Annotated in this window: 20 protein-coding genes; 7 read left to right on the top strand and 13 right to left on the bottom strand. The window is 71.3% G+C overall.

Annotation, left to right across the window (positions count from 1 at the left end):
* Positions 1 to 55 precede the first annotated feature (55 nt).
* The 6 genes from ABZ848_RS27120 to ABZ848_RS27095 all read right to left on the bottom strand — a co-directional run bounded on the left by ABZ848_RS27120 (position 56) and on the right by ABZ848_RS27095 (position 5,165).
* A complete protein-coding gene (locus tag ABZ848_RS27120) occupies positions 56 to 1,345 on the bottom strand; it encodes an MFS transporter (protein ID WP_360835994.1) in 1,290 nt (429 codons plus the stop codon).
* Positions 1,346 to 1,418: 73 nt separating this feature from the next.
* Positions 1,419 to 2,132, bottom strand: a complete 714-nt coding sequence (locus ABZ848_RS27115) for a hypothetical protein (RefSeq protein ID WP_360835992.1) — start codon at positions 2,130 to 2,132, stop codon at positions 1,419 to 1,421.
* A 7-nt stretch (positions 2,133 to 2,139) separates the two neighbouring features.
* The gene (locus tag ABZ848_RS27110; RefSeq protein WP_360835991.1) at positions 2,140 to 2,865 is read right to left on the bottom strand and encodes a sigma-70 family RNA polymerase sigma factor; all 726 of its coding nucleotides are present in this window, start codon (positions 2,863 to 2,865) and stop codon (positions 2,140 to 2,142) included.
* Positions 2,862 to 3,059, bottom strand: coding sequence for a hypothetical protein (locus tag ABZ848_RS27105; protein WP_360835989.1), 198 nt, complete (start codon positions 3,057 to 3,059; stop codon positions 2,862 to 2,864). The genes ABZ848_RS27110 and ABZ848_RS27105 overlap by 4 nt, the downstream gene beginning before the upstream one ends.
* A 190-nt stretch (positions 3,060 to 3,249) precedes the next feature.
* Positions 3,250 to 4,524, bottom strand: a complete 1,275-nt coding sequence (locus ABZ848_RS27100) for an MFS transporter (protein ID WP_360835987.1) — start codon at positions 4,522 to 4,524, stop codon at positions 3,250 to 3,252.
* Complete coding sequence (locus tag ABZ848_RS27095) at positions 4,521 to 5,165, bottom strand: helix-turn-helix domain-containing protein (RefSeq protein WP_360835985.1); 645 nt, start codon at positions 5,163 to 5,165, stop codon at positions 4,521 to 4,523. Before ABZ848_RS27095 ends, ABZ848_RS27100 begins: the two co-directional genes overlap by 4 nt.
* A gap of 124 nt (positions 5,166 to 5,289) precedes the next feature.
* Here ABZ848_RS27095 and ABZ848_RS27090 point away from each other — a divergent pair, with 124 nt between their 5' ends.
* A complete protein-coding gene (locus ABZ848_RS27090) occupies positions 5,290 to 5,736 on the top strand; it encodes a hypothetical protein (RefSeq protein WP_360835983.1) in 447 nt (148 codons plus the stop codon).
* 1 nt (position 5,737) lies between these two features.
* On the opposite strand, the gene ABZ848_RS27085 is transcribed toward ABZ848_RS27090, so the two are convergent.
* Positions 5,738 to 6,268, bottom strand: coding sequence for an AAA family ATPase (locus tag ABZ848_RS27085; RefSeq protein WP_360835981.1), 531 nt, complete (start codon positions 6,266 to 6,268; stop codon positions 5,738 to 5,740).
* A 95-nt stretch (positions 6,269 to 6,363) separates the two neighbouring features.
* Between ABZ848_RS27085 and ABZ848_RS27080 the strand changes: the two genes are divergently transcribed.
* The 4 genes from ABZ848_RS27080 (at position 6,364) to ABZ848_RS27065 (ending at position 9,985) form a co-directional block, all read left to right on the top strand.
* Positions 6,364 to 6,957, top strand: a complete 594-nt coding sequence (locus ABZ848_RS27080) for a TetR-like C-terminal domain-containing protein (RefSeq protein ID WP_360835979.1) — start codon at positions 6,364 to 6,366, stop codon at positions 6,955 to 6,957.
* Positions 6,944 to 7,765, top strand: coding sequence for an alpha/beta fold hydrolase (locus ABZ848_RS27075; RefSeq protein WP_360835978.1), 822 nt, complete (start codon positions 6,944 to 6,946; stop codon positions 7,763 to 7,765). The genes ABZ848_RS27080 and ABZ848_RS27075 overlap by 14 nt, the downstream gene beginning before the upstream one ends.
* Positions 7,766 to 7,845: 80 nt before the next feature.
* Complete coding sequence (locus ABZ848_RS27070) at positions 7,846 to 9,216, top strand: hypothetical protein (RefSeq protein WP_360835976.1); 1,371 nt, start codon at positions 7,846 to 7,848, stop codon at positions 9,214 to 9,216.
* A 37-nt stretch (positions 9,217 to 9,253) separates the two neighbouring features.
* Complete coding sequence (locus ABZ848_RS27065; RefSeq protein WP_360835975.1) at positions 9,254 to 9,985, top strand: hypothetical protein; 732 nt, start codon at positions 9,254 to 9,256, stop codon at positions 9,983 to 9,985.
* On the opposite strand, the gene ABZ848_RS27060 is transcribed toward ABZ848_RS27065, so the two are convergent.
* The gene (locus tag ABZ848_RS27060) at positions 9,972 to 10,391 is read right to left on the bottom strand and encodes an NUDIX hydrolase (protein WP_360836239.1); all 420 of its coding nucleotides are present in this window, start codon (positions 10,389 to 10,391) and stop codon (positions 9,972 to 9,974) included. The genes ABZ848_RS27065 and ABZ848_RS27060 overlap by 14 nt on opposite strands.
* Before the next feature lie 174 nt (positions 10,392 to 10,565).
* Here ABZ848_RS27060 and ABZ848_RS27055 point away from each other — a divergent pair, with 174 nt between their 5' ends.
* Positions 10,566 to 11,954, top strand: coding sequence for a hypothetical protein (locus tag ABZ848_RS27055; protein WP_360835974.1), 1,389 nt, complete (start codon positions 10,566 to 10,568; stop codon positions 11,952 to 11,954).
* A gap of 269 nt (positions 11,955 to 12,223) precedes the next feature.
* Here the strand turns inward: ABZ848_RS27055 and ABZ848_RS27050 are convergent, their stop codons facing one another.
* The 5 genes from ABZ848_RS27050 to ABZ848_RS27030 form a co-directional block, all read right to left on the bottom strand.
* Positions 12,224 to 14,458 carry a hypothetical protein gene (locus ABZ848_RS27050; RefSeq protein WP_360835973.1) on the bottom strand — a complete coding sequence of 745 codons (2,235 nt, stop codon included), beginning with the start codon at positions 14,456 to 14,458 and terminating at the stop codon, positions 12,224 to 12,226.
* A gap of 85 nt (positions 14,459 to 14,543) precedes the next feature.
* Entirely contained in the window at positions 14,544 to 15,407 is an 864-nt protein-coding gene (locus tag ABZ848_RS27045) for a hypothetical protein (protein WP_360835971.1), read from the bottom strand.
* Positions 15,404 to 20,653: a caspase family protein gene (locus ABZ848_RS27040; RefSeq protein WP_360835970.1), complete on the bottom strand. Its 5,250-nt coding sequence runs from the start codon at positions 20,651 to 20,653 to the stop codon at positions 15,404 to 15,406. The genes ABZ848_RS27045 and ABZ848_RS27040 overlap by 4 nt, the downstream gene beginning before the upstream one ends.
* 98 nt (positions 20,654 to 20,751) lie before the next feature.
* Positions 20,752 to 22,440, bottom strand: coding sequence for a DUF2264 domain-containing protein (locus tag ABZ848_RS27035; RefSeq protein WP_360835968.1), 1,689 nt, complete (start codon positions 22,438 to 22,440; stop codon positions 20,752 to 20,754).
* An 85-nt stretch (positions 22,441 to 22,525) separates the two neighbouring features.
* Complete coding sequence (locus ABZ848_RS27030) at positions 22,526 to 23,587, bottom strand: rhamnogalacturonan acetylesterase (protein WP_360835966.1); 1,062 nt, start codon at positions 23,585 to 23,587, stop codon at positions 22,526 to 22,528.
* A 189-nt stretch (positions 23,588 to 23,776) separates the two neighbouring features.
* Here ABZ848_RS27030 and ABZ848_RS27025 point away from each other — a divergent pair, with 189 nt between their 5' ends.
* Positions 23,777 to 25,456: a rhamnogalacturonan lyase B N-terminal domain-containing protein gene (locus ABZ848_RS27025; protein WP_360835964.1), complete on the top strand. Its 1,680-nt coding sequence runs from the start codon at positions 23,777 to 23,779 to the stop codon at positions 25,454 to 25,456.
* Positions 25,457 to 25,460: the final 4 nt, after the last annotated feature.

The raw sequence follows: 25,460 nt of genomic DNA, 5'->3' as shown, positions 1-25,460 counted from the left end.
CGGGGTGGCGGCGACTGGGCAGGATTTACAGCGCCACTGACCGGCGGCACCCCGCTCAGGGGGTGCGGCCGGATCGCCGTATCGGCGTGAAGAGCGCGACGACCGCGATCAGTACGCAGCAGCCGCCCGCTACCAGTCCCACCGGGGCCGTGCCCTGCTGTTCCGCTGCCCAGGTCAGGGTTGCCGCGCCGATGGGGGCCGCCGCGTACTGGAGGGTCCAGAAGGCGGAGGTGACTCGGCCTAGGAGGGGCTCGGGGGTTACTTCCTGGCGCAGGGACATGGAGCAGGTGCCCGCGATGGCCACGCAGGCCAGGAAGGTCGCGCTCAGGACGGCTACGACAGGGACGTCGTGGGTCCGGCCGAGGCCTGCGAAGGCCAGTCCGCTCAGCGCGACCGCCGCGGGCCAGGTGCGGCCGAAGCCGAGGCGGCGGCGGATGCGGGCGACCAGGAGCGAGCCGGCGATCGTACCCAGCGCGCCGCATGCCATGACCGTGCCGACCGTGCCGTCGTCGTGGCCGAGGTCGTGCTTGAGGTGGTAGATGACCAGGTCGGTCAGGCCGAGGGTGAGGAAGCTGAAGACGAAGAGGAGCGCGGTGAGGGAGCGCAGGACCGGGTGGGCGCAGAGAAAGGAGACGCCCGTGCGGAGGTCCTGCCGGAGGGTCGTGCGCCGGGCCGGTCCGTCCGCGTCGGCGGCGGGGCGGGCGCGGAAGCGGACGAGGAGCAGGCAGGCCGCGGAGACGCCGAAGCTGGCCGCGTCCACGCCGACGGCCGTGGCCGGGCCCGCCGCCGCGGCCATCAAGCCGGCGCACACCGGGCCGAATACACCGGCCGCCGCTGCGGTCGCGTTCAGCCGCCCGTTGGCCTCGGTCAGCTGCTCGGTGCCGACCAGGCCGCGGACGACGGTGACATAGCCGACCGCGAAGAGCATGCCGACGGCCTCGCAGAGCGGCAGCACGACGTACAGCAGCCAGATCCGCGGCCCGAACAGCCACACCAGCGGGATCACGCCGTAGAGCACCATGCGGACGAGGTCGCAGACGATGAGGAGGCGGCGGCGGTCGACCCGGTCGACGACGGCGCCGGCGAAGACCGCGGCCAGCACGGAGGCCGCCCCGCCGACCGCGGTCAGCAGGCCCATGCGGGCGAGCGAGCCGATGGCCTGGAGGACGAGCAGCGGCAGGGCGATCAGGGCGAAGGAGTCACCGAGGACGGAGAGGGTCTGGGCGGCCCAGAAGACGCCGAAGTGCCTTTGCCGCCAGAGGGGTTGGGGCGGCGGTGGGGGTACGGACGCGGGCTCGCCGGTGTGTCCTCCTGGCTCACCCTGCTGCCGCGCCTCGCGCGTCACCTGTTCCCCCGTTTCCTCTGCTGCCGGTGCTGCCGGTGCTGTTCCACCTGGATGGTTCGTTACGAGGCTTCGGTCACGCGGTTGTCAACTCCTCCCAGCTCGCGGCGAGTTCGGGGATGGGCTGCGGGACGGGGCCCAGGCCTGCCGCCGACGGGGTCTCCAGGTCGTCGACCGCGTCCCTGACCGCCCGTTCGGAGACGGCGGGCGCCGGCGCCGGGAGACTGTAGCGGACGCCGGGGAAACCGGAAGCGTCGGTGTCCGTCCGCGCTTGGTGCGGTACGGGTGTGTAGGTGCTCCAGGCCAGGGAGTCGAGGCGGCTGATCTGGCCCGCCCAGTGCCGGGCGTCGCGCAGGTCGCCGCGGCGCAGGTGGAGCAGGTACAGGCACAGGCCGGCGGTGACGCTGCCGGCGCCGGCGGTGTAGCGCCACCAGAACTGGGCGCCCTCCTCCTCGTCGGCCAGGTACAGCAGACAGGCGAAGGTCAGGGCGCCGTCGGGGTCGCGGTCGGTGTCGAAGGCCGAGACATGGCGGGCGGCGCTGTCGTGGTGGACGGTGCCGCGGCACAGCAACAGCAGGTCGTACGCGGCCCGTTCGTGCGGGGCGGCCGGGTGGGCCGGCGCGAGATGGCCGCACTGCGCTGCCGTGTGGGGGAACCGCACCCGGCGCAGCTCGTGCAGTTCGCGCGCGAGGTCGTGCCGGGCGTCCTCCAGGTCGGCGCGGGTGTACTCGCCGCGGAAGACGCGGGAACGGCGCAATGCCTCCTCGACGCTGCGCGGGGTGCGGTTCACGGGTGGGTCACTCCTTGTCGTCGGAGGCGGTATCGGAAACGGCGCGGGAAGCGGTGTCGACGGCCGTTTCGGAAGCGGTGCCGGAAGTGGCGTCGGCGGTGTCGGTGTCGGCGGGGACCGCCTCGGGGGCGCTCTCGACCCCGTACCCCATCGCGGCCGCGAGCCGGTGTATCGCGGTGCGGCGGGTGGAGCGGACGGTGGCTTCACGGATGCCCATGATCAGCGCCGTCTCCTTGGTGTCGAACTCCAGCAGATCGCGCAGCAGGAGCACGTCGAACTGACGCTCACTCAGCCGGGCCATCTGCCCGAACAGCCCCAGCCCTTCCTCCAGTTCGTCGATCTCGTCGCAGTACTCGGCCTGGAAGGCGCTGCGGAAGGCACCGAGCAGCGGCGCGCTGGCGGCACGGATGGCCCGCTCGAACGCCAGCGTCTCGGTCGTGGCCGGACTGCGGCCCTCGGCGGCGAGTTCGCCGTGGACGCAGCTCTTGAACAACGCCCAGGCATACGCGCCGGGGTTCTCCATGGCAGCCAACCTGGGCCAGACGGAGGCCAGTTGGAGGAAGGTACGGCTGACGAGCCGCCGGGCCGCCACGGCGTCGCCGCCGAGGTGGATACGGCTGTACTCGAAGCAGGCCCGGTCGTAACGAGCGTGGAAGTCCCAGAACTCGGGCGGCGCCACGGGGCCGAGGCTGTGCGTGGTGGGTCCTGCGGGGTCGGGGTGCGGGCTGGTCATCGGTGGCCTCCCTCGGTGCGGGAGGCGGGTGCGGGGGACGTCGAGGCGGCGTGCGGCTGCTGTTCGCTGAGGGCGAGGGCCCCAATGCGGACACCGGCGCCGAGCAGGCGCCGCACCAGGAACCACACGTCGGGCGCGTAGGAGCGCGCCACGGCGGCGAAGGCCAGCACGAGGCTGACTACGTCGTAGTTCACAGTGGCTTTGATCCTTCTCTTCCAAACGGCGCCGTGACCGCCCGGTCCCCCGCACTGGACGGGCCAGACACCTAGAGCCGCGTTGCTCTGGGACTCAGGTAAGCGGACGGGACCCAGGAAACGTGCAGTCCCGCGGGAGGATTTTTTTTACGGAGGGTAGCTCTGCGCCTACTTTTGGCCAGAGTCGGATTCACGCGTCCACGAGCAGTTCGGCCGCCGTCCGTATGCGGGGTATCGAGGACGGCAGCAGCCACAGCACCGAGAGCGCGCCGCCGACTCCCGCGATGACGAAGGTCGTTCTGAGGCCGACGGTTTCCGCGAGTACCCCGCCGATCACCGCGCCGAGCGGGCGGATGCCGTAGTTGACCGTGCTGTAGGCGCCGGTGACGCGGGCGCGCAAGGCGTCCGGAGTGACCGCGGTCTGCAGGGAGTTGAGGTTGACGTCGAAGAGCATGACACCGAGCCCGATGAGGAACTGGGCCCCGCCCAGGACGCCGACGCGTGCCCAGACCGGGCCGTCGGCCAGGGCCGCGGCGGCGAAGGGCGCCGGGAACAGCACGGCGCCGATCACGACACAGTGCCCCGAGCCGATGCGCCGGGCGAGCCAGGGGGCGGTGAGTGCGCCGACGAGGGAGCCGGTGGCGCCCACGCCGAGCGTCAAACCGATTATCCCGGGCGGAAGTTGGAGGATCCGGTCGGCGAACAGCACCACCAGGCCGGTGCCCGTGAGGAGCGTGAAGAAGTTGAGGGTCGTCGCGCAGGCGAGGCCCGCGCGCAGCACCGGTTCACGCAGGACGAAGGCGAGGCCCTCGCGGGCGCCGCGCAGCAACGACCCTTTGCCAGGGGCGTGTTGGGCGACAGGAGGCGGTGCGTCCAGTCCGACCCCGCGCAGCAACAGCGCGGAGGCCAGGAAGGACACCGCATCCGCGACGACCGCGACCGGCGCCGTCAGGACCTGCACCAACCCGCCGCCCAGCGCGGGACCGGCCACGAACGACGCCGAACGGGCCGCCCCGAACCTGCTGTTGGCCTCGACGTAAGCCGAACTCGGCACCAGCCGCGTGAAGAAGGGCGACCAGGCACACCCGGCCAGCACGCCCGCGAACCCGACAGCGAGTGTCACGACGTACAACTGGCCGAGTGTGAGCGTGCCGCAGAGGTACGCGACGGGGACGGTCAGTAGCACGGCCGCGCGGACGACATCCGTGGCGATCAACAGCCGCCGCTTGCCGGGGCGTTGGTCGACCCAGACGCCCAGCAGGGTCGCGAGCAGGTTCGGCGCCCAGGCCAGCGCGGTCAGCCAGGCCACCTGCCCGGCCGAGGCGTGCAGCACCCCGACGGCCACCAACGGCACGGCCACTTCGGAGACCCGGTCCCCGAACTGCGAGATGGCGCTGCCGGCCCAGCAGCGGACGAAACGGGGATCGCGCCACAGCGACGCCGGCGACCTTCCAGGCCGCTTCACGCGTCGGCACCCGCCGCGTCGGGGCCCGGCTCGTCCGCACCCTCGGGCAGCAGATACCGCAGCACCCGTACATCCCGCGCACCATCCGGCCGTTGCTCGGCCGCCCGCATGACGTACGGCGCGAGTACGGCCTCCATGGCGTCCTCGATCCGGGCGAGTTCGTCGGCCGAGACCACGATCCGGGTGTTGGCCAGCATGGCGACCCGGCGCCACCGCGGCTCGAGGCGCGGCTCGACCTCGGTCGCCCACCGCTCGGGCACCTCCGCGACCTGGGCGAACATCTCCCAGAACAGCGCCCGCGCGGCCGACACCCCGTCCTCGTCCTCCGGCATCTCGAACCGGAACCCCCGCCCCACCGCCTCCCACCGCCGCTCCCGCCGGTCGGCCGATCCCTCGGCGTCCCGGACCAGGCCGAAGCCCGCGAGGTGCCGCAGATGCCAGCTGGCGACGGACGGGGTGGCGCCGACGTGCGGGGAGAGCTGGGTCGCGGTGGCGGGGCCGTACCGCTGCAGGCGCTCCAGGATGGCGAGCCGCACAGGGTGGGCGAGGGCGCGCATGGCCTTCGGGTCGGTGATCTCGACGTCGCCGAGACGGTTTCCGCGGTCATGGCGGTTACGAGGGGTGGAGTCGCCGGAATCCATGTTGTGAGAGTGTCCTCTCACAAAGTATGAGAGTCAACTCTCATATCCGCACGGGGAAAATGGCGATCTCCGCACGCGGAAAATAGCGAGGTCAGGCGGGTCTCCTTGATGCAGGATGGCCCGCATGCACACACCCTTCGACCGCCCCGGGCCGCGCTCGGTGGAGCCCGGCGAGTACCCCGCCCTGGACGAGGCGCTGGCCCTGGTGAACCGTGACGTGGCCGCGACCCTGCCCGAGGAGCGCCCGCTCCGGCTGATGGCCATGCCGCCCTGGGAGGACGACGAACCGGAGCACGTGTACGTCACGCGGGCCAACGGCGAATGGTGGGGCAACCCGATCTGGCAGGCCGAGGACGGCAGTTGGGGCCGCGACCCCCTCGGCGCCGTCGCCGAGGCGGCCCAGGACACCGTCAGTGAACGTCTGTGGCAGGCCTGGCCGGTCTGCACGCTGCACAACCTCGGCATGCACCTGAGCAGCACGGATGACGGCCGCCCGGCGTGGCTCTGCGCAGGGAAGGCACCGGACGCCGAGCACGTGCGCGCGGCGGTCGGCGAACTCGACGGAATCTAGCTCACTCCAAGGCGGGCAACTCCGCCAGCCCCGTCCCCTGCATGATCCGCTCGACGGTCTCGCTCAGCGCGCTCTCCGCACCGATCACGCTCTCCACCCCATCGGGCAGCAGATCCAACGGCCGGTACCAGTCCCGCAGTTCGGCCTCCCCGACCTCCTTCGCGATGGGCTTGGTCGCATGGCGGGCGAGGGTCTCCTCGAAGGGGACGTCCAGGTAGTAGTGGTACGACGGTCCGCGGTGCTCGGCACGGAGGCGCGCGAGCATCTCGCCGTAGCGATCGGCGTACAGGAGACCCTCGATCACCACGTGATAGCCGGCGTCCAGCGCGTATCGGGCGACCGTGTCGATCAGACCGATGTTCGCCGCGCCCGGGCGGTCGCGTTCCCGCAGCACGACCCGGCGCAGATTGTCCTGCCCGACCAGCGCGAGCCCCCTGCCGAACCGCTCCCGTATACCCGCCGCGACCGACGACTTGCCCGAGGCGCTGTTGCCGCGCAGAACGATCAGCCTGGTCTCTTCGGTACCCACCATCACCCCACCAAAATATCGGTCGCCTCCGACAACCTAGGTGGGATAGCTTTTTTCCTAGGGATCCTAGGAAGCGGGAGAAAGCCGAGGTCGTCGTCATGGTCAGAGCCGGGCTCACGGCCGAGCGGCTCACCGCTGCCGCCGCCGATCTCGCCGACGAGGTCGGGTTCGAGAACGTCACGCTCTCCGCGCTGGCCCGCCACTTCGGCGTCAAGGACGCGAGTCTGTACTCGCACATCAGGAATCTCCAGGACCTGCGGACCCGGATGGCGTTCCTGGCCGGCGGCGAGATGATCGACCGGATCGCGGCCGCGGTCGCGGGCCGGGCCGGCAAGGACGCGCTGGCCGCGTTCGCGGGCGCCTACCGGGAGTTCGCGCTGGAGCGGCCGGGCCGGTACGCGGCCACCCAGATCCGGGTCGACCAGTCCCTCGTCGCCGCCTCCCCCGCCCTGCGCCGCACCGCCGAGATCACCTACGGCATGCTCCGCGCCTACGGCCTCGAAGAACCCGATCTCACCGACGCCGTACGGCTGTTGCGCAGTACCTTCCACGGCTACTGCGCCCTGGAGGCGAGCGGCGGCTTCGGCGCCCCGCGCGATGTGCGGCGGTCCTGGGACAAGGCGGTCGACGCCCTGCACATCACGCTCCGGAACTGGCCACGGGAAGGACAGCAGGACCATGAGCTCGACTGAACTCCATTACGACGTACGGGGCGGCGGGCCCGTACTCCTGATCACGCCGGGCGGTGCCGGGCACCCCATGGGGCTGGACCCGATGACCGACGCCCTGGCCGACCGGTTCACCGTCGTGATCTACGACCCCCTCGGCCTCGCCCACGGGCGGCTGGGCGAGCCGGTGGAGGACCAGCGGGTCGAGGCGTGGAGCGACGGGATGCGGCGCGTGCTCGAAGAGGTGCTGCCCGACGGGGAGTCGGCGTACGTCCTCGGCACCAGCTCCAGCGGCATCGCCGTACTCGATCTGCTCGCCCGGCATCCGGAACGGCTCCGGCACGTCGTCGTGCACGAGCCGCCGTGCGTGGGGGTGCTGCCGGACGGTGAGCGGCAGCGGGCCATGTTCCTTGGCGTGTACGACACTTATCGCGCCGCCGGTCCCCAGGCGGCCGGCGCGCGCATGGCCGCCGGGCTCGCGGAGCGGGAGGCGACGGGTCCGCTGGACGGCCAACCCCTCGCCCGTGAGGAGGAGTTGACCAACCCCATGGCCATCTTCCTGGCCCACGTCCTGCGTCCGTTCACCTCGTACGTCCCGGACCTGAAGGCGCTGAGCGGTTCCTCCGCCCGGCTCACCCTCGCCGCTGGTGCCGACTCCCGCGGTCAACTTCTCCGCCGCACGGCCGAGTTCCTCGCCGAACGCACCGGATGCAGTTTCACGGAGCTCCCCGGCGGGCACATCGGTGCTCTCGAACAACCCGTGGCGTTCGCCGAACGGCTCGCGGAGACGGTGGTTCCGGTCACCGGCCCACCCGCCCCGTCGACCACTTAGACTGGAATCTTCGCGTAGGTCACGTGCCGCCCAGGGGGAGGGAGCGCGTCTTGTCTCAACAGCAGCTGGGACGCGGTCCCTTGAGAACCGGCGACGGCGGCACGCCCGTGCCCGCCCGGCCGAGCGAGACCGCGCGGTTCGTCGGCTGGCTGGGGAGCCTCGGCTGCGCGGCGGCCGGATACGCCGTCTTCCAGTTCCTGTTCGGGGTGCTGCCCGACTCCCTCGGCGGCTCGGCGGCCAGGTATCTGATCTCGGGCCTGAGCGGGATCGGGACGGGCGTCGCGGCCTGGCTGGCGGCGGCGCTGGTCCGCGCCCGGGCAGCGGCGACGGCCGGGGCGCCCACGAGCGGCACGACCACGCCCGTCGTCGTGGAGCAGCCCGCGCCCGGCCCGCTCCCCCGGGTCCTGTCGGACGCGTACGACACCCTCCTCGCGGCGCTGACGGTGGTCGACGATCCCAACCGAGGCCTGCTCACCGGCTGGCCGCACGCGCTCGGCGAGAGCGCTCCGACCCGCCCCACCTCCGTCGGCACCGCCTACGGCCTGCACATCATGCTCGACTTCGGCATGCCCGACGGCCGTGTGCGCACCGGCGACCTGGTGGACACCCTGTGGCGGCTGCGGCTGCCGACCGGGGGCTGGTCGGCCCGTTCGCAGGGCTCGGAGGCACGGCCCGAGGTCACGGCGCTGGTGCTGGGCGCGCTGACCCGCGCGGGGGTGCCCCGGGACCGGCTGGCGCAGGACGTGGACCGCTGCGCGACCGGCTTCACGCCCCGACTCGACCTCGCCGGTCGGGAGTCGACGCACGTCGTGACGACGGTGATGCGGGGCCTGCTGCGCGCCGCGCCCGACCACGACGTATTGCCGCTGCTGCGCGAGGCGTTGGTGGAGGGCGCGATCAACGACCGGGGGCGGGACCGTCTGCACTGCTGGGGCTACCGCCTCGAGTCGCCGCACGGCCTGCCCTCCGCGCTGCACACCGCGCAGGCCGTGGTGGCCCTCGACCGGTGCGCGCGGGTGCTGGACGAGCCGGAGCCCGAGGAGGTGCGCACCGCCCGGGAGGACGGGGTCCGCTGGCTGCTGGCCTGTCCGGCCACGCTCCACCACCGATGCCCGGACCTGCGCAACCTGCGCGAAGAGGTGCGCCGCCCGCGCACGGACGACTCCTCGCGCCACGAGGTGCTGAACGTACGGCACTTCACCGCCTCCTGGGTGGTCCGCGCCCTGATGTCGCCGACCGCTCAGGCGGTCGTGGCGCAGGACGGTTCGGCCGAGGCGTGGCGGGAGCGGCTGGACGGGGCGGCGGCCGCGGTGTGGGCCGGGCAGACGGACGGCGTGTGGTCCTGGTGGAGTGCCGACAGCAGTGAGCTGCGATATCCCATGTGGATGACCTATCAAGGTCTTTCGGCGCTGCGCGCCCATGCCGTATGGATGTATCGGCCAGGTCAGTGAACGCGGGTGCCGGGAAGCGGCGTTGGAGGATGAGTGCATGGGTGGTCGGCAGGTTCTCGCGGCACGGCAGCTGCTGACCGGGAGGCTGGACGGCGCCCCGCCCGAGCATGAACTGGTCGCCGCGGCCCGCTCCGTCGTCGCCGAACTGGGTTCCCCCGACCGCTTGTTGGAGCTGATCGCCGAACTCGCCTCCGGCGAGGGCGACCCCGAAGGATGCGCCCGGCTGTCGTACCGCCATGTCCTCGGCTTCGACAAGCTGCTGCTGATCGACGGCGGACCGCGACACATGCTCCGCGCCCACCTCTGGCACCCCGGCGCCGGGGCGATCGGCAAGGAGGACATCCACAACCACCGCTCCCCGCTCGCCTCTTACGTGGTCCGCGGGCGGCTCGCGATGGAGTTGTACGACGTCTCGGGCGGCGGTGACGGCACCGTCGCGGCGGCGCGTTACGAGGAGTCCCTGGAGGTGGGCTCGGCGGACTGGCTGCTCGAACCGGCCGGTCCGGCCCGGCTGCGGCTGACGCATGTCGGCCAGTACGCGGCGGGCAGCGCCTACGCGCTTCCGGCGCACACACTGCACCGCGCCTGGTGCGAGACGGTCGAGCCGACGGTCACGCTGTTCCTGGAGACGGGCAGCGAACGGCGGCCGCACACCGACGTGTTCACGGCGGCGGGCCCGCATCCGGGGGCGGTGGCGAAGGTGGCGCTGACGGTGGACGAGTACCTGGGCGCGCTCAACTCCCTTGCGGAGCTGCTCAGAAGCTCGTGAAGGCCTGCTCGACGATGTCGAGGTTGTACTCGTCGATCTCGACCGTGGTCAGCTCGGAACGCCCGAGCCAGGCGTAGGCCTGGTCGGGCCTGGGCAGGACGATCCGGCCGCCGAGCGGCCTGACCAGGAAGTTCTCCTGCCAGTTCTTGATCTCGTGGCCGCGGTACTCGCTGAGGAAGGACGACTCGCCGACCTTGCGGACGATCTCACCGAGCAGTCCGGTCTCTTCCTTCAGCTCGCGCAACGCGCCGTCCGGGCCGCTCTCGTCGCCTTCGAGCTTGCCGCAGGGAACGCCCCAGACCCGGGGCAGGAACTTCTCGCTCTCACTGCGGCGGACCAACAGCACCCGGCCCTCGCCGTCCATCACGACGGCGGCGGCCAGTCGCCGGTCGCCGGGGAAGTCCATGTCGGTGTCCATGTACGGTCCCTCGGTCGCTCGCCGGAGAAGAGTCCAAAGGGTCTGATACCCACGAAAGGGTCCAGCCTACCAAGGACCTGCCGTACCGCGCTGTGACCCGCGTCGCCCCCATTGGTTTCGAGCGCCCGGCAACCTTCGCCCGACCGGCGGCGACCAGGGGGCATGACATCAGCAAGACGCACGACGACTCACCGCCGGGTCCGGGTCGCCCGTAAGCCCGTCATCGCCGGACTCGCCGCGACCGCCGCGCTCGTCGGCGCCTGGTACGCCACGGCGGGCGCCGCGACGAGCACCGCCGCGCCCCTCACGGTCACGACCACCTCGGTGAGCCTGTCGGCCAAGTTCCCTTACCTGTCCGCCGGTTACAACAACGAGCGCGAGTGGACCCGGACCTCCACCGCGGTCGCCCCGAACGGCTCCCTGCGCGTGGCCTGGCCGGCCTCCGACGGCATCCACGTCACCCCGCTGACCGCCGCCGGGAAGCGCTCGGGCGCGGACACCGTCGTCAAGGGCGCCAAGGAGGTCGGCGGTCTGGTCGCGCACAACAACGGCTTCGCGCTGCTGACCCGGGTCGCCGACACCAACAAGTGGCATGACACGGCGGCCGCGATCATCCGCTACACGAACGGCAAGCAGACCTTCCGCACGAAGCTGACGAGCACCGCCACCCACGACACCTCCCCGGTCCTGGACGGCCAACTCACCTGGAACGGCAGCAAGTACGGCGCGTACTTCGTCGTACACGGCGCGGGCGGCTTCGCCGACGGGCACTACGGCGACAAGTTGTCGTACATCAGCGCCAAGGGCGCGAAGCTGAGCGGCGGTTGGAGCTGGGGCTGCAGCCACAACGAGGGCATCGCGCTGCACGCCGAGAAGACCGGCGCCTTCGCCTCCGTCTGCTTCGACGACTGGCGTTCGGGCCTGTTCGTGTCGACGGGCATAGCCGCGCCGGACAACGCGCCGGTGGTGCAGCGCGAGCAGTGCTGGGCGGGCTACTGCGGGGGCACGTTCCCCGGCCGTACCGGCGACCTGATCAGGTCCGCCACCGGCCGCTACGCGACCGCGTTCGCCTCCCGGGGCGCGGCCTCGGCCAAGAAGAACCCCGACGACTCCTCCGGCCGCGGCTGGACGGTCACCCCGAAGACCAGCACCCACCAGGTGGCGGTCGCCTTCATGAAGAACCGCAGCTCCGGCCCCGGCAAGGCGATCTACCTCTCCTCCGCCAAGGGCACGGAGCACGTCAACGTCCACCTCGCCCCGTACGGGAAGAACCGGCTGCTGCTGTCCTGGGAGTCCCTGAAGAACGCCAAGTGCAAGGCGGGCACCTGCACCGGCACCTTCACGGGCACGCATCTGCGGCTCATCGACTGGAACGGCAAGTTCCAGAGTGCGGACAAGGTGGTCCAGGCGCGCATCACGGGCGACATCGCGGTGTCCGCCAACGGGACGCTGACCTGGGCGTACGTCCCGGTGACACCGTCGTACGCGACCGCGCTCAACGGCGCTTCACCGACGTCGAAGACGCTGCGGATCGCACGCCTGACTCCGTGAGGTCAGCCCCCTAGGAGGTCAGCCCCCTAGGGGCGTCCCTCCCGATCAGGCCGGTCATGAGGCGCGGCGCGTCATGACCGAGCCGAGCGGGGTCCGGTGCGTGCCGCCACGAGGCGGAGGAGGCTGCCGTCGGCCGCTGTCACGGCGGCGCCGCGATGAGGCCGCCGCGCGAGCGAGAGCGAGCGCGGAGGAGCGGCGCCGACGGGGCACGGCCCCCCTCCTCCGCGAGCACGCACCGGCCCCGCGGCACTGTGGCCTCGATGCGGGACTCAGCTCACCTGCCCGGCCATCCAGCGCACGACGTCTTCAGGAAGTGCCGGATGTCCGGCGGCCGTTCGGGCCAGTTCGGGGTCGAAGAGCAGGCCGGCGAGGACGCGGCCCGGCAGGTCCGGGTGCCGGGCGGCCGCGTGCCGGATGTGATCCACGGGGTCGTCGACCAGCCGTACGGCGTCGACGACCGTCAGGCGCGGATCCTGCGCGGCGCGGTACCGCACGTCGACGTCCGGATCCCGGCTCATCCGCTCCACCAGTTCGAGAGTCGACTCCGGGTCGTCCAGGGCGAGTTGACGCATGCGCGGGTTCGGGTCGTCGGCGTACCGGAGTAGGCCCTCGCGGGGGAAGTCGGGGTGTCCGCGCGGACGGTCGGGGAAGGAGAAGCTGCCGGTCCACCACTGCCACACGCTCAACAGCATGTCGGCGGGCGCGTCGTCGCATGACTCGGCGAGGAAGAGGTGGACGATCCGGTCCTCGTCGCGGGCGAGTCGCTCGACGACGTCGGAAGGGAGCCGAGGGGCCCGGGCGACGCTTCGCCGCACAACCGGGTGCGAGGAGGCGGCCAGTCGGCGCATGGCCTCGGGGTCGTCGTGCAGGGCGACGACCCAGTCGAGCTCGCGATGATGGACGCTCTCGTCGAACTCGACGGAAACGGCGGCGCGTTGTTCCTCGGTGAGGTCGGCCCGGACCGACACCGCCCAGCGCACTCCCGGCTCGGGGTCCTCGGCGAGGAGGGCGACCAGGTCCGGGGGCAGGTGCGGGTTGCCACCGAGGGCTCCGCGCTCGTGCCGGTCCCCGTTGCGGGCGAGGTGCTCCGCGAGCTCGCGCTCCAGGGGGTACGTGGCGAGCGGGCCGGTGCCGAGAGCCTCGGCCGTGAAGGTCTCCAGGGGTAGCGGGTGCGCCTTGTGGTGCTCCCGCAGGGCCGCGAGCCGTACCTCGCGCTCGCCGTCGGCGAGGAGCGCCTGGCGGCGGGCGGGGTCCAGGTGGGGCCAGGCCACCGGGCAGGCGGCCGTCCGGACCGTCGACTCGGGATCGGCGGCGAGCTCGACGGCCGCGTCCGCGGGCAGCCCCCGCAGGCGAGCGGCCTCGGCGCGGATCCTGATGGACGGGTCGGCGGCGAGTTCCCGGCAGGCGTCCTCGGCGACCTCGTCACGCCGGTGACAGGCCACCATCGTGAGGATCCAACGCTGCCGCTCACCCTGCCCGCCCAGGATCAGCCGGGCCCACTGCTCGGGCGTGAGGGGCTGGAACTCGGCGACGGTCTCGCGGACTTCCCAGTCCGGGTGAACGATGGCCGCTTCCAGGAGGGCCGGCGGGAGGGGGTTCTGAAGAAGCCGACGCGACTTGCCCAGGAGCCCGAAGCGCACGTCCTCCGGGGCACGCGGATTACCGACCAGCCCATCCGCCCACTCCTTGAGCAGCGCGGCGTCGGGCAGAGGGCGGGCGGGCTTCGGCCGGTCGAATTCCAGCTGGCTGGACAGCGGACGGCCAGGCAGCGGACGGTCGATCTTCGGCCGGTCGGACGGCGGACGGGCAGCCTCTGGCGGGTCAGGCAGCGGGCGGTTGGGCTTCGGGCGGTCGGACGGCGGACGGGCAGGCAGCAGACGGTTGAGCTTCGGCCGATCCGACAGCGGACAGTCAGCCTCCGGCAGGTCAGACAGCGGACGGTACAGCGCCTCAGCGCCATCCCCACCAGGCTCCGCACCCCGCACCAGCGCCGCCCACGCCTCGGCCCGCTCCTCGGCCGTCTCCCTAACCGCCGCCAGCACGGCTTCCTCCCGCCGCTCCGAGATCGGGTCGACGGTGACCAGCCGTACGGCACCCTCCGCGTCCGTCGCGCCCACCGTGCCGTCCTCACCGCCCGCAACACCGACCAGCGCGTCTCCATCGGCCGACAAGGTCACGAACCGCGTCCCCAGCACCCCGGCAAGATCCCACTCGCCACCCAGCCGCACCCGCGTCCACAACCGCCCCGGCCAGGTCCAGTCACCGGGCACATCAATGAGGAACACCCCGTCACCGAAGAAGAACCCGGCCTGGCCGGCCAGCCGATGCCACTCCGCGTTCACCTCACCGAGGGCCCCACCGGACACGGTCACCACGGGCTCCTCGCCCTCCGTCGCACGCCAGGCCAACCGGGGCGGCAACACGTACTCGACCCGCCACTCCCCCACGACCTCCAGCCCGGCCCGCCCCAACAACTCCGCGTACTTGTCTCTCCCCCACGCCATGAGGCGACATCCTGCCGGACGGGGGTCCGGGACGATGATCTGTGCCTGGGATCCGCCTGCACCCGGGCGTACGTTCCAGTCTTCCTCAGTGCCGACCTGCGGTACCGCCCAGTGCCACGGCTATCGCGTGTCCCGTTTCCCGGGCGGTTAGGTAGGGACGGACATCGTGTGCCTTGGCTCCGTTGTGGACCAGAACATCAGTGACACGGGCGCCGAAAACAGGAGCCAGTTCCTTGGCCAGAGCCACGACGTCGCCCTGGTCCGCGAGGTTGGTCCACCGCTTCACAGGGGCCGGCCAGCGACCGAGTCCGCCGTGGGGCGCCGGGACAAGGCGGTCGAGGATGAGACCACGCACGGCAAGTGGCGAGCCCAGGGTAATCAGTGTCAGATCCGGCAACTCGGGGTGGGCACACAGCGCCTCGTATGCGACGACCGTTCCGAGGGAGTGAGCCACGATCACCTCGGTCCGGTCTGTCAGTGCGTGCAGGAAGCGGGTACGGATCGCCGCGCGCAGGTCCGGTTCGGTGAAGTAGCGCCGCACTTGACCGGCGTCGGAAATCAGCAGCCGCTCGCCCAGGCCGGCAAAGAACGCGGAGTGGCTGAGAGCGTCGAGGGCTCGCTGGATCAGATACGGCGTGCGGATCCGCGCGGCGGCGTCAGGTCCGGGCACCTGACTCTCCTCCTGGGCCGCTGCCTCCCACCAGGCCAGCAGCAGGTCTCGTTCGAGGCCGTCCTCGATGTCGGAGGCGTCCAGGTCCGGCTCGCCGAGGCCGCGGTGCCTCACGGGGCGGAACAGGTCGCCGTAGAAGCCCATCGCGACCTCCTGGCGCTCCAATGTGCCGCCCGCGAGGGTGACACCGTCGGCGAGTGCCGGATACCAGTCGGCGAGGAGGGTCTGGGGACCTTTCACCTGCTGGCCGATGCCATGGAGGAGGACCAGGCGGGTCACCGGGCTTCTCCCCAGGGCTCCGAAGCGTCGCCTACGTTGAGGCCGAGCACCACCATCCCCATGTCGGTCGCCAGACAGACGTGCCCGGAGGGCGCAGCGGCCACGGCGTTGATACCGCCCCCCACCTCCAGTTCGGCGGTCCAGCCGGAGTGGCGGGTGTCCCATACACGAACCAGGCCGAAGTCGTCACCCGCGATCAGCAGGGGTACGCCTTGGATGTCCGCTGCGCTGAGAGCCCTGGCGCGGGACGGGAACGGCTCCAGCTCGGTCCCCACGACATCCCTGGTGGCCAGGTCACGGAAGACAAGTCGACCGTCACCACAGCCCACGACAAGCAAGTCGCTCCTCTGACGCACGAAATCCACGCTGAAGGCGCCCCGTTCATGCCCCGTCAACGGCTCGGAGACGGGTTCGCCGGTACGCAGATCCCACAGCCGTACCGTCCCGTCCAGTGAGGCACTGGCCAACAGGTGGTCCTCCCCGGCTCGGACAGCGCGCAGGTCCATGACCTGGGCAGTGTGGCCGGGCATCGGCGGGCAGACGGGAGCCTGGGTACGCGGGTCCCACGCGTGCAGGGTGAAGTCGCCCGCGACGGACACCACGAAAGCCCTGCCGCCGACGGCATGCAGAGAGGCCCGCCAGGAGGTGCCGAACCGTTTGCCGAGACGTCGGCGCGGCACCATGGTCCAGGCGTCCACTTCCGTCCAACTGCTCGTGACCACCAGCGTTTCGTCGTTCAGGCGGGCGCTGGAGGCATGAAAGAGCTGGTAGCTGCTGGAGGTGATGTGCGGTGCGACCTGCGCTCCGCTGTCGAGGTCGTGGAAGCGGACACCTCCGTACACGCTCCCGGTCACGACCATCGATCCGCCGTCGGGTCCAGGGACGACGTCCGCCGACAACAGGCTGCGGTCCGCTCCGCACAACGGCTCCCCGAGCGGGCTCATCGTGCCCACGTCCCAGACCCGTACCTCGCGGGCGAAGGCGGTCACCACGATGGGTGCCCCGTCGACGGTGCCCAGCACAGGCGACGGGTACGGGCGCACCACGTCACTCACCCTCGTCAGGCCTTCCAGGTGTGGTTCCGGGGACGAGGCCGTGCTCAGATCCCACACGCGAACGGTGTCGTCGTAGGAGAGGGAGGCGACCAGAGTGCGGCCGCCGATCCGGGCCAGGGTGGCGCGCAGCACGCCGTTCGTGTGTCCGACCAGGGGCTCACCCGCCGACGCGCGCGTCACGATGTCGTGTACGTACACGCCGTTCCCCTCCCGCGTGGACAGCACCACGGGCCGGTCCCCGAGGAAGGACACCCCCAGAGCGCGCGCGTACAGCGAGAGCTCCTCCAGGTCGAGATGGGCCTCCAGGGTTCGCGTCCCGCGTGGGTGGACGTGCCAGACGTAGGCGTGGTCGAGAGCAGTCGCGACCGCGATCTGGAGCGCACGGCCGACACTGCGGACGGCGAGGTACTCGATACCGCCGATGTGTGTGTCCAGAGGCGGCATCACGAGGCGGCCGGTGGCCTGCTCCCAGATCCTGACCGTGCCATCCTCGCTGCCGCTCACCAGGACGTCCGAGCCGTCCAGTGCGCCGATCGCGACACAGCGCACCACGTTGGTGTGGCCGGCCAGCGGAGGACCCGAGACCCGGCCGGTGAACGGATCCCAGCACCTGACCTGGGTGTCCTCACCTCCCGTGACGGCGATCGGCCGGCCGCACACGGTGCCCAGGGCCACGGCAAGCACGCGTCCATGGTGTCCCTCCATCGTGCGGCCGATCTGTTCCCGAGTCCGCAGATCCCACAGTCGGGCGGTCCCGTCGACCCCGCCGGTGAGTGCCAGCGGGCGTCCCTGAACCTCTCGGAAGGCAACGGCATCCACCTGTCCGCTGTGACCCTCGTTCGGCTGGTCGGCGGACAGGTCCCAGACCCGCGCTGTTCGGTCCGAGCTGACGGTGACCGCCAGGGATGTGTCCCCCCGACTGGTCAGGGCCGCCGCGCAGATGTCGTCCATGTGGCCGCGCAGCGGGGGAACGAGCTGACGCAGGCTCGGCAGGTCCCACAGCCTCGTCTCCTCTCGACCGCAGGTCAGCGCCACGGTTCGGCCGCCGAACCGCCCCATGGCGGCGGACAGGACTCCGCTGCGCTCGAAATAACGGTGCGCGACGACCGGTTCGCCGATCTGCCTGCGTTCGGCGAGATCCCACAGGCCGAGCATGCCGGTCACGTCTCCGACCAGCAGGACCGTCCGGCCGTCCACCTCCCCCGTACTCAAGGCCCTGACCCCGTCCGCGGGCCCGATCAGGGGTGTGCCGTCGATCCGCGCGTCGCCTCCGTCCGGGACATCACCGAGGTCCCAGATCCGTACGGCCTTGTCGTCCCCGCCGGTGACGGCCAGCGCGCGTCCGCCCACGTTCGCCAGGACCGCGTCCCACACGGTGCGCCGGTGACCGGACAACGGCGCTCCCAGTTGCCTGCGCTCGGCAAGGTCCCAGAGGCGCGCCGTTCCGTCCCCGCCGGCGGTCAGTACCACCGCCCGACCGGCGAGGGTGCAGACGCGGATGGCCCGGATCATGTTCGTGTGTCCGGTCAGCGGCGGTCCGTAGGGCTGGCCGGCCGACAGGTCCCAGACCCGGACCGCGCCGTCGACACCGCCGGCCAGAGCCACGGTGTAGTCGCCGAGTTCGCCGATGGCGACCGCGCTTACGGCGACCCCCATCTCCAGCGGTTCGCCGATCTGCCGCTGAGTGGTGAGGTCCCACACCCGGACCGTGCCGTCCCTGCTGCCGGTCACGGTGACGGGGCGCTCGTCGAGGTGGCCCACCGACACACAACTGACGCTCCTGGTATGGCCGCTGAGCAGCCGATGGGCTCCGCTCGCCGACCACCAGGCCCAACGCGCGGTCCAAGGCAGGGCCACACCCAGGTGCTCGACCTGGTCCGCCAGGCTGTCGGCCTCGCATCGCCTCGCCGACAGTTGGAGGTCCGCGGCGCGGGCGCCAAGCGCACGTTCAGGGGCAAGGCGATGCGCCACCTGCTCGTAGGCGGTGCGGATGCGGCGCGAGGCGTCGCCGTCGACCGTCGCCAACGCGCGCAGCAGACCCAACGGTTCGCAGGCGAGCAGGAAGCCCGGATCCTCGATGAGCCCGGCGAGCCCACCGGCCGCCGCTGCGTGCGTGGCCAGGTGCTGGCGGACATAGGGCGCCGCGGCCAGCCAGTCCCTTCTACCGTCTTCGACGGCGGGCACGACCGACACCAGGGCCTCGACGACGGCTCGCTGGATCTCGGCCGTCGCCCGCCCCGCCGTCCGGCGCAAGTGCTCCGCCAGAGCCTTGTGGTAAAGCCGGTACACCGACCGCCGGTCGTCGTCGACCACCTCTGCCACATACGCCTCGGCCACATCGAGAGCCCAGGAGACGTCCGCCTCCGTGCACTCGACGCCCGAGATGACGCTGCTGAGTCTGGTCCAGACGCGTCCGCGGGGCAGGCCGGTGCCCTCGGAGAATGCAAGGGCGAGCAGCATGCGGCGGACCCGCGGCTCGTCGGGGCCGAAACGGGCGAGGTAGTCGTCGAAGGCCTCGCCGATCTCGCTGGGCAGCTCGTCCGCCCAGCCAGGTCGGTCGGTGTCGACGGCGACGCGGTCCGAGCGCAGGGTACGGGCGGTGGTCCGGGCGTAGAGGTACACCCCGGCGGCCCGGTCGGCGACGCCTGCGGCAACGGCGCCGGCGAGCTCGGGACGGTCACGGTAGGGGCTGTGGACCTCGGGTTCCTCCGTGGCGAGGAGCATCTTCGTGACGTATCCGGCGACGTCGTCCCGCTCCGCCCGGTAGCCGGGGCGGTCGAGGTCGATGCAGTGGAAGGTGGGGCCGAGTGGGGTGACCAGTTCGTGGCGGGTGCCCACCAGCAGCCGTACGCCCGGGATCTCCGACATGGGACGTAGCAACTCGCGGGTGATCCGCCGGGGTTCGCCGTGGCCGCCGGCATCGGCGGCAGTGTCGGAGCCCGCCTCGTCGACCGCGTCGACGACGATCACGACCGGCGGGCCCTTGCGACCGCGCCGGGTGAGTTCCTGAAGCAGGGCGGCGGAACCGTCGACAGTGACGCCCAGGTTGTCCGCGATGCGTTCGACGATCTCGTCGAGCCGTTTGTGGCGGGCGTGCACCGCGGATGTCACGCAGCCTTCGGGGACGACCGTGGCAGGGTCGAGCGCGCCGAGGCCGAAGCGAAGACGGTAACCGGGGTCGGACAGGGCGACGACCCGGCCCAGGACGGCCGACTTGCCGCAGCCCGGCGGACCGGTGACGACCCGGCCCCGGCCGTCGCCCTCCGTACCGGTCAGCCACGTGGTGAGTTCGGTCAGGACGCGAGCCCGACCGCTGAAGTACAGGCCGTGCTCCGACTCGAACTCCACGCCTCGGGAGCGCGGCCCGAAGTGCTCGGCGAGGTCCTGTCCGGCCACCCGGCGCTGGACCTCCAGATCTGTGCCGATGGGCGGAAGCGCCTCCCGGTAGCCGGAGTTGGGCAGGAACGGAGCCAGGCCCGTCACCAGCCCGCTGGCGAGTTCCGCGCGCTGTCCGAGGCCGTCCGCCTCGAACCGCTCGTTGACGGCCTTCACGAGTTCGGCCAGATCGAGGTACTGCTGCCGCTGCCCGGTCCGCTCGGTGGCGATCTTCACGGCGGAGCGCAGCGCGGCGGCGAACCGCCCGTCCTCGGCGATGTCCTTGCGGCGGGCTGAGGCCAGGAACCACAGCCCGGTGGCCGAACCGGCGCCCACGTGCCGGTAGGCGATCGACTGCAAGGCGAGCGCAGCGGCCTCGGCCCCGCCCGCCCCACCGGCGCAGGTGTCCAGTACGAGCAGCAGATGGCGCAGTTCTCCCCGGCACAGGATGCGCACGAGGTCTTCGGTGGCCAGGGCCGTGGTCGCGGCGTCCTCGTCGGCGGGGGAGTCCCAGCACAGTAGGTAGTGCCGGTCGCGGTCCTGGACCAGACCGTGTCCGGCGAAGTAGAGCACGACCACGTCGTCGCCGGTGAGGGCGGCGTCGGTGGACCAGTGCCGCAGCTTCTGACGGATCTGCTCTGCGGTGTCGTACTCGCCCAGGCCGGGCAGGACGGACTGATACCCGAGACCGGTGAACAACCCGCGCACCGCACGGACGTCGGCAGGTACCTGCCCCAGCTGTTCGTGCGCCGGGAGGTGGCAGTAGCGGCCCACGCCCAGCGCGAGGAAAAATCGCCGACCGATCCGCAGCGCCATCGTTCGCCCCCCGCAGCACTCCCGTCCACTGTAGCGGGACGGTCACGCTCCGGGACCACCCTTGGAAAATGCCCAACGCCCTTGCCGCCCGGCCCTGTTCAGCCGTCGACCGCAACACCTCCGGCGGCCAGCCGCACCCGCCGTACGGGGCCGTCCGTCCAACGGACCAGCAGTGCCTCGGAGCCGACGCTCTCGACGGTCACCGCTTCCGCCAACGGCACCGGATCCGCCTCCCCCGTAAGCCGCGCCACCGCAACGAACAGCGTGTCCCCCTCCCCGGTCACCCCCGTGAGCGCGTCCGACAACCCCACCACCGGCACCAACTCGGCCCCCACGGCATCGTCCGCCACGGACCACCCCGTCACCCGCACCACCGTCCCCGGCGCAGCCCCGACCACCAGATGCGCCCGCACCTCCACGGCCCCCCGCGCCAGCACCACACTCGTCACCCGCGCACCCCCGCCGGCCGTATGCCGCGAAGCGACCCACCCGTCCCCGACCCCCAGCGGTTCGATTCCCGTCCGGCTCGGATCTTCGCCCACGATCACGCTGTTGTCGTACGACGACGAGGGCCCCGTGACCGTCGAATACGCCAGCCGCGTGTAGTACGGGTCGTAACGGACGTCCTCGCTCCCGTGGTTGTGGAGGCGCACCACACCGTCCGAACTCGTCGACTGCAAGAGCCAGTTGGGTGGGGCGAGGGACGTCACCGCGTCCGCGCGCTCGGCCGGGCCCGGCTGCTCCGGCGACGTCCACACCGGGTGGTCCGGTGGCAGGAGCAGGCCCAGGAATGCCTTGCTGGCCCAGTACGGGGACGCCGGGCCCGAATAGCCTTGCAGCACGGCCGAGTTGGGGCCGTGCCAACCCAGGGTGAGGAGGCCTTCGGCGTTGACCGCGCCTCGGTCCAGGAAGTACTTCAGGGCGCCGGACGCCAGCCGTCGCGTCTCCCCCGGCGGCAGCGGCGTGCGGTCGGTGAGGGCGCCCAGCCACAGGGGGGCCGTCGTAGCGAAGCGGTACGTCAGGGAGCGGCCCTGGTGCATCGGCGCGCCGTCGGCGCCGAACAGGCGGGCGTAGTCCTCCAGGTGGCGCGAGAGGCGGCCGCCGTACAGGTCCAGGAGGCGGTCGTCGTCGGCCAGCCACGCGTGCAGCACCGGGTACAGGTGCATCGCCCAGCCGTTGTAGTAGTCGAACTTCCGGCCGTCGCCGTCCGTGTACCAGCCCTCGCCGACGTACCAGTCCTCGATGCGATCGAGGCCGCGCTCGATCGCCTTGCGGGACGCCTCCGTCTCGTAACCGATTTCTTCGAGGAATCCGCCGACCGTGACCGGAAACAGCTCCCAGTTGCAGGGCCAGGCCTCGGCGGTCAGCGCGTCGCCGAGCCAGGTCGCCGCGCGCTGTCGTACGCCGTCGTCCAGCCGGTCCCAGAGGAGGGGGCGGGTTACGCGCAGGGCGAGGGCGATGGACGCCGCCTCGACCAGGGGCTGGCCGCGGTCCTCGATGCGCGGCCAGATGCCCGAGACGCCGGCCGCGAGGCCGTCGGCGTAGCGCTGGAGGGCGGTCTCGTCGCGGCGGAAGGCCGCCAGGAGGAGCGTACGGGCGTAGCCCTCCAGGCCGTCCGACAGGCGGCCGGACCAGCTCTCGCGGTCGCCCGGAAAGTGGTAGAGAGCGCCTCCCTCCGCCGCGTACGGCTCCACCGCGGCGATCAGGGCGTCGGCCGCCGCCTCCCAGTGGGCTCGGGTGTAGCCGGTGTACGGGCTGAGGGCGCGGTCGGGGGGCGGCAGGTGCATCGCTGCTCTTTCAGGACGTACGGCGGTGAACAGACAGAGGGCGGGACCTGGGGCGCCCCGGTTCCGGTCGAGACGCCCCAGGGGCTCATCCCGCCCGCACCTGGCTCCTGGGTACCAGATGCTGGGCGAGAAGTTCGTCGCGGACAAGACCCGCGTACACAGTCGCTCCGTGGACGGAGGTGTGGGTGTTGTCCTTCTTCTCGTTGTAGAGGTAGATCGCCTTGGAGCCCTCGACCCCCAGGGACTCCACCAACGCCTTGGTCCTCGCCGTGAGGTCGATCAGCGGTACGTCCTCGGCCGCGGCGACCGAGCGGATCACCGCGGGGTGGTCCACGCCGAGGCCGTTGACCAGCAGCGCGGTGTTGTTGTTCAGGGTGCCGTCGGAGTTGAACCAGCGCCGCACGATGGGGGTCACCAGCACCGGACGTCCGCCTTTCTCCCGTACACCTGCCACCAGTGTCTCCAAATTGCCGCGATACGTCGCCTCGTCGGTGGTCTTGTCATTGTGGGCGAGCTGGATCAGCACCAGATCACCGGGGCGGATCAGCGGCTGAACGGTGGCCCAGAGCTGCGGATTCTGCAGATACGTCACCGTACTCTCTCCGGAATCCGCGTAGTTGGCCACCGACACACCTTTGCGGAGGTACTGCGGCAGCTGCTGGCCCCAGCCGGAGTACGGGTCGCCGGGCTGGTCGCAGACCGTGGAGTCGCCGACCAGGAAGATCTGGCGGACATGGCGTGCGGCGGCCGGGGCGACGCGGATGTCCGCCAGTGCGGGGGCCGTGCCGCCAAGTGCCAGGTCCAGGCCGGGAGTTCCGTCCGGGCCGGTCGGTTCGCCCTCCGGCGTGCGGACGTTCACCGTGAAGCCGCGGACGGCCCGCTCACCGGCCGCGACGGACGTCTCGGGCAGCAGCGAGCGTCTGGTCTCGCCGGTGATGCTCGTGCTGGAGCCGGCCTCGCCGCCGAGCACGACCCGCACGTCGTACGTGCCGGGCGGCACGTCGAAGTGGCAGGCGGTGGCCGTGCAGTTCTCGATGCCGAGCGGCGGTTGCCGGTCGTGGGCCTGGGCGGCGGGGGCGGCGGTCAGGCACGTGCCGAGGACGACCGCCGCCAGTGCGGCGACAGGACCTGCGTTGAAACGTCTCACTCGGGACTCCTCCGTCGTGGCGACATGGCCTGGCGGGGACCGTACAGCCATCGGCAAGCGCTTTCTAGTCTCTTGACCGGTTTCACAAGAATGCCAACTCCATGAAGGCGAAAGGCCTTTCGCGAAATCGATTCAACTGTCACTCTCACAACCACTCGCACCCCCACGGCTTCAGAAGGAGGCACCCCCATGTCCGAATCCGCGAACAGACCGGTCGGCCGCCGCACCTTCGTCCTCGGCACCGCGGCCGCCGCCGGCACCGCCGCCCTCGCCGGTCCGCTGGCCGGCACCGCCTCGGCGGCAGGCTTCGGCTGGAGCGACGACGGCTCCAACTACGTCGTCGACACCGGCGCGAGCCTCGTCTTCAAGGTCAGCAAGACCAACGGCGACCTGACCTCGCTCGTCTACAAAGGCACGGAGTACCAGGGCTACGGCGGCAAGAACTCGCACGTCGAATCCGGCCTGGGAACCTCGACGGTGACGATCGGTCAGTCGGGATCGACGATCCTGGTCTCGGTCACGTACGGCACGCTCAAGCACTACTACGCGGCCCGCAGCGGCGAGAACAACGTCTATCTGTGGACCAACAAGGCCGACGACTCGGTCAGCGCGACCCGCTACATCGTGCGCGTCAAGGCGGGCCTGTTCCTCAACGACGAGCCCGATTCCTACACTTACGCGCCGACCACCATCGAGGCCTCGGACGTCTTCGAGAAGTCCGACGGCCAGACCCGTTCCAAGCACTACTCGAAGAAGCGGGTCATCGACTACGACTACATCGGCTGGACCACCGGGAGCGTGGGCCTGTACGTCGTCCGCTCCAACCACGAGAAGGCCTCCGGCGGGCCCTTCTACCGCTCCCTGCTGCGCCACCAGAGCGCCGACGGCGGCGGGTTGTACGAGATCCTGTACTACGGCGAGAACCAGACGGAGTCCCAGCGCTTCGGACTCCAGGGCCCGTACGTCATCGCCTTCACCGACGGCGGGGCGCCCTCGTCCTCGCTGTACCACGCCAACATCAGTACCTCCTGGGCGGATTCGCTCGGCATCTCGGGGTACGTCGCCGCCAGCGGGCGGGGCCGGGTCGCCGGGGTCGGGATCAGCGGGCGGGACACGGCGTACCCGTACACGGTCGGGCTCGCGGGCTCGGCGGCGCAGTACTGGGGTTCGGCCCGGGCCTCGGACGGTTACTTCTCGATCCCGGGCGTGCTGCCGGGGACGTACACGCTGACCGTCTTCAAGGACGAACTCGCGGTCTACACAAGCTCGGTGACGGTCACGGCGGGCGGTACGACCACCCTCAACACGATCGCGATCCCGTCTTCGAACGACCCGAGCAACGCGAGCGCGATCTGGCGGATCGGCAACTGGACGGGTTCGCCGAGCGGGTTCAAGAACGCGGACCTGATGACGTACGCGCATCCGTCGGACGTGCGCGCCGCGTCCTGGACCGGGAACGTGGTCGTCGGCAGCGGCACCGAGACCTCCGCCTTCCCCTGCTATCTGTGGAAGGACGTCAACAGCGGGATCATCGTGTACTTCAAGCTGACCGCGGCCCAGGCCGCCGCCGCGCACACCCTGCGCATCGGCGTGACGACGGCCTACGCCAACGGCCGGCCGCAGGTCGTCGTCAACGACACCTGGACCTCGGCCGTCCCCTCGCCGCCCACCCAGCCGAGCACCCGGTCGCTGACCGTGGGCTCCTACCGGGGCAACAACTACACGTTCAGCTACAGCGTGCCGGCGTCCGCCTGGCTGACGGACACCAGCGCCTACAACACGCTGAAGATCTACGTGGCGAGCGGTTCGGGGACGACCTCCTTCCTGAGCGCGGGCACGGCGATCGACGCGATCGACCTTCTGGCCTAGGGGC

The organism is Streptomyces sp. NPDC047081 (genome assembly GCF_040643775.1).
In the GTDB taxonomy this organism is placed as follows: Bacteria; Actinomycetota; Actinomycetes; order Streptomycetales; family Streptomycetaceae; genus Streptomyces.
The sequence above is the reverse complement of the archived record's forward strand: the minus strand, read 5'-3'. Positions and strand labels throughout refer to the sequence as shown.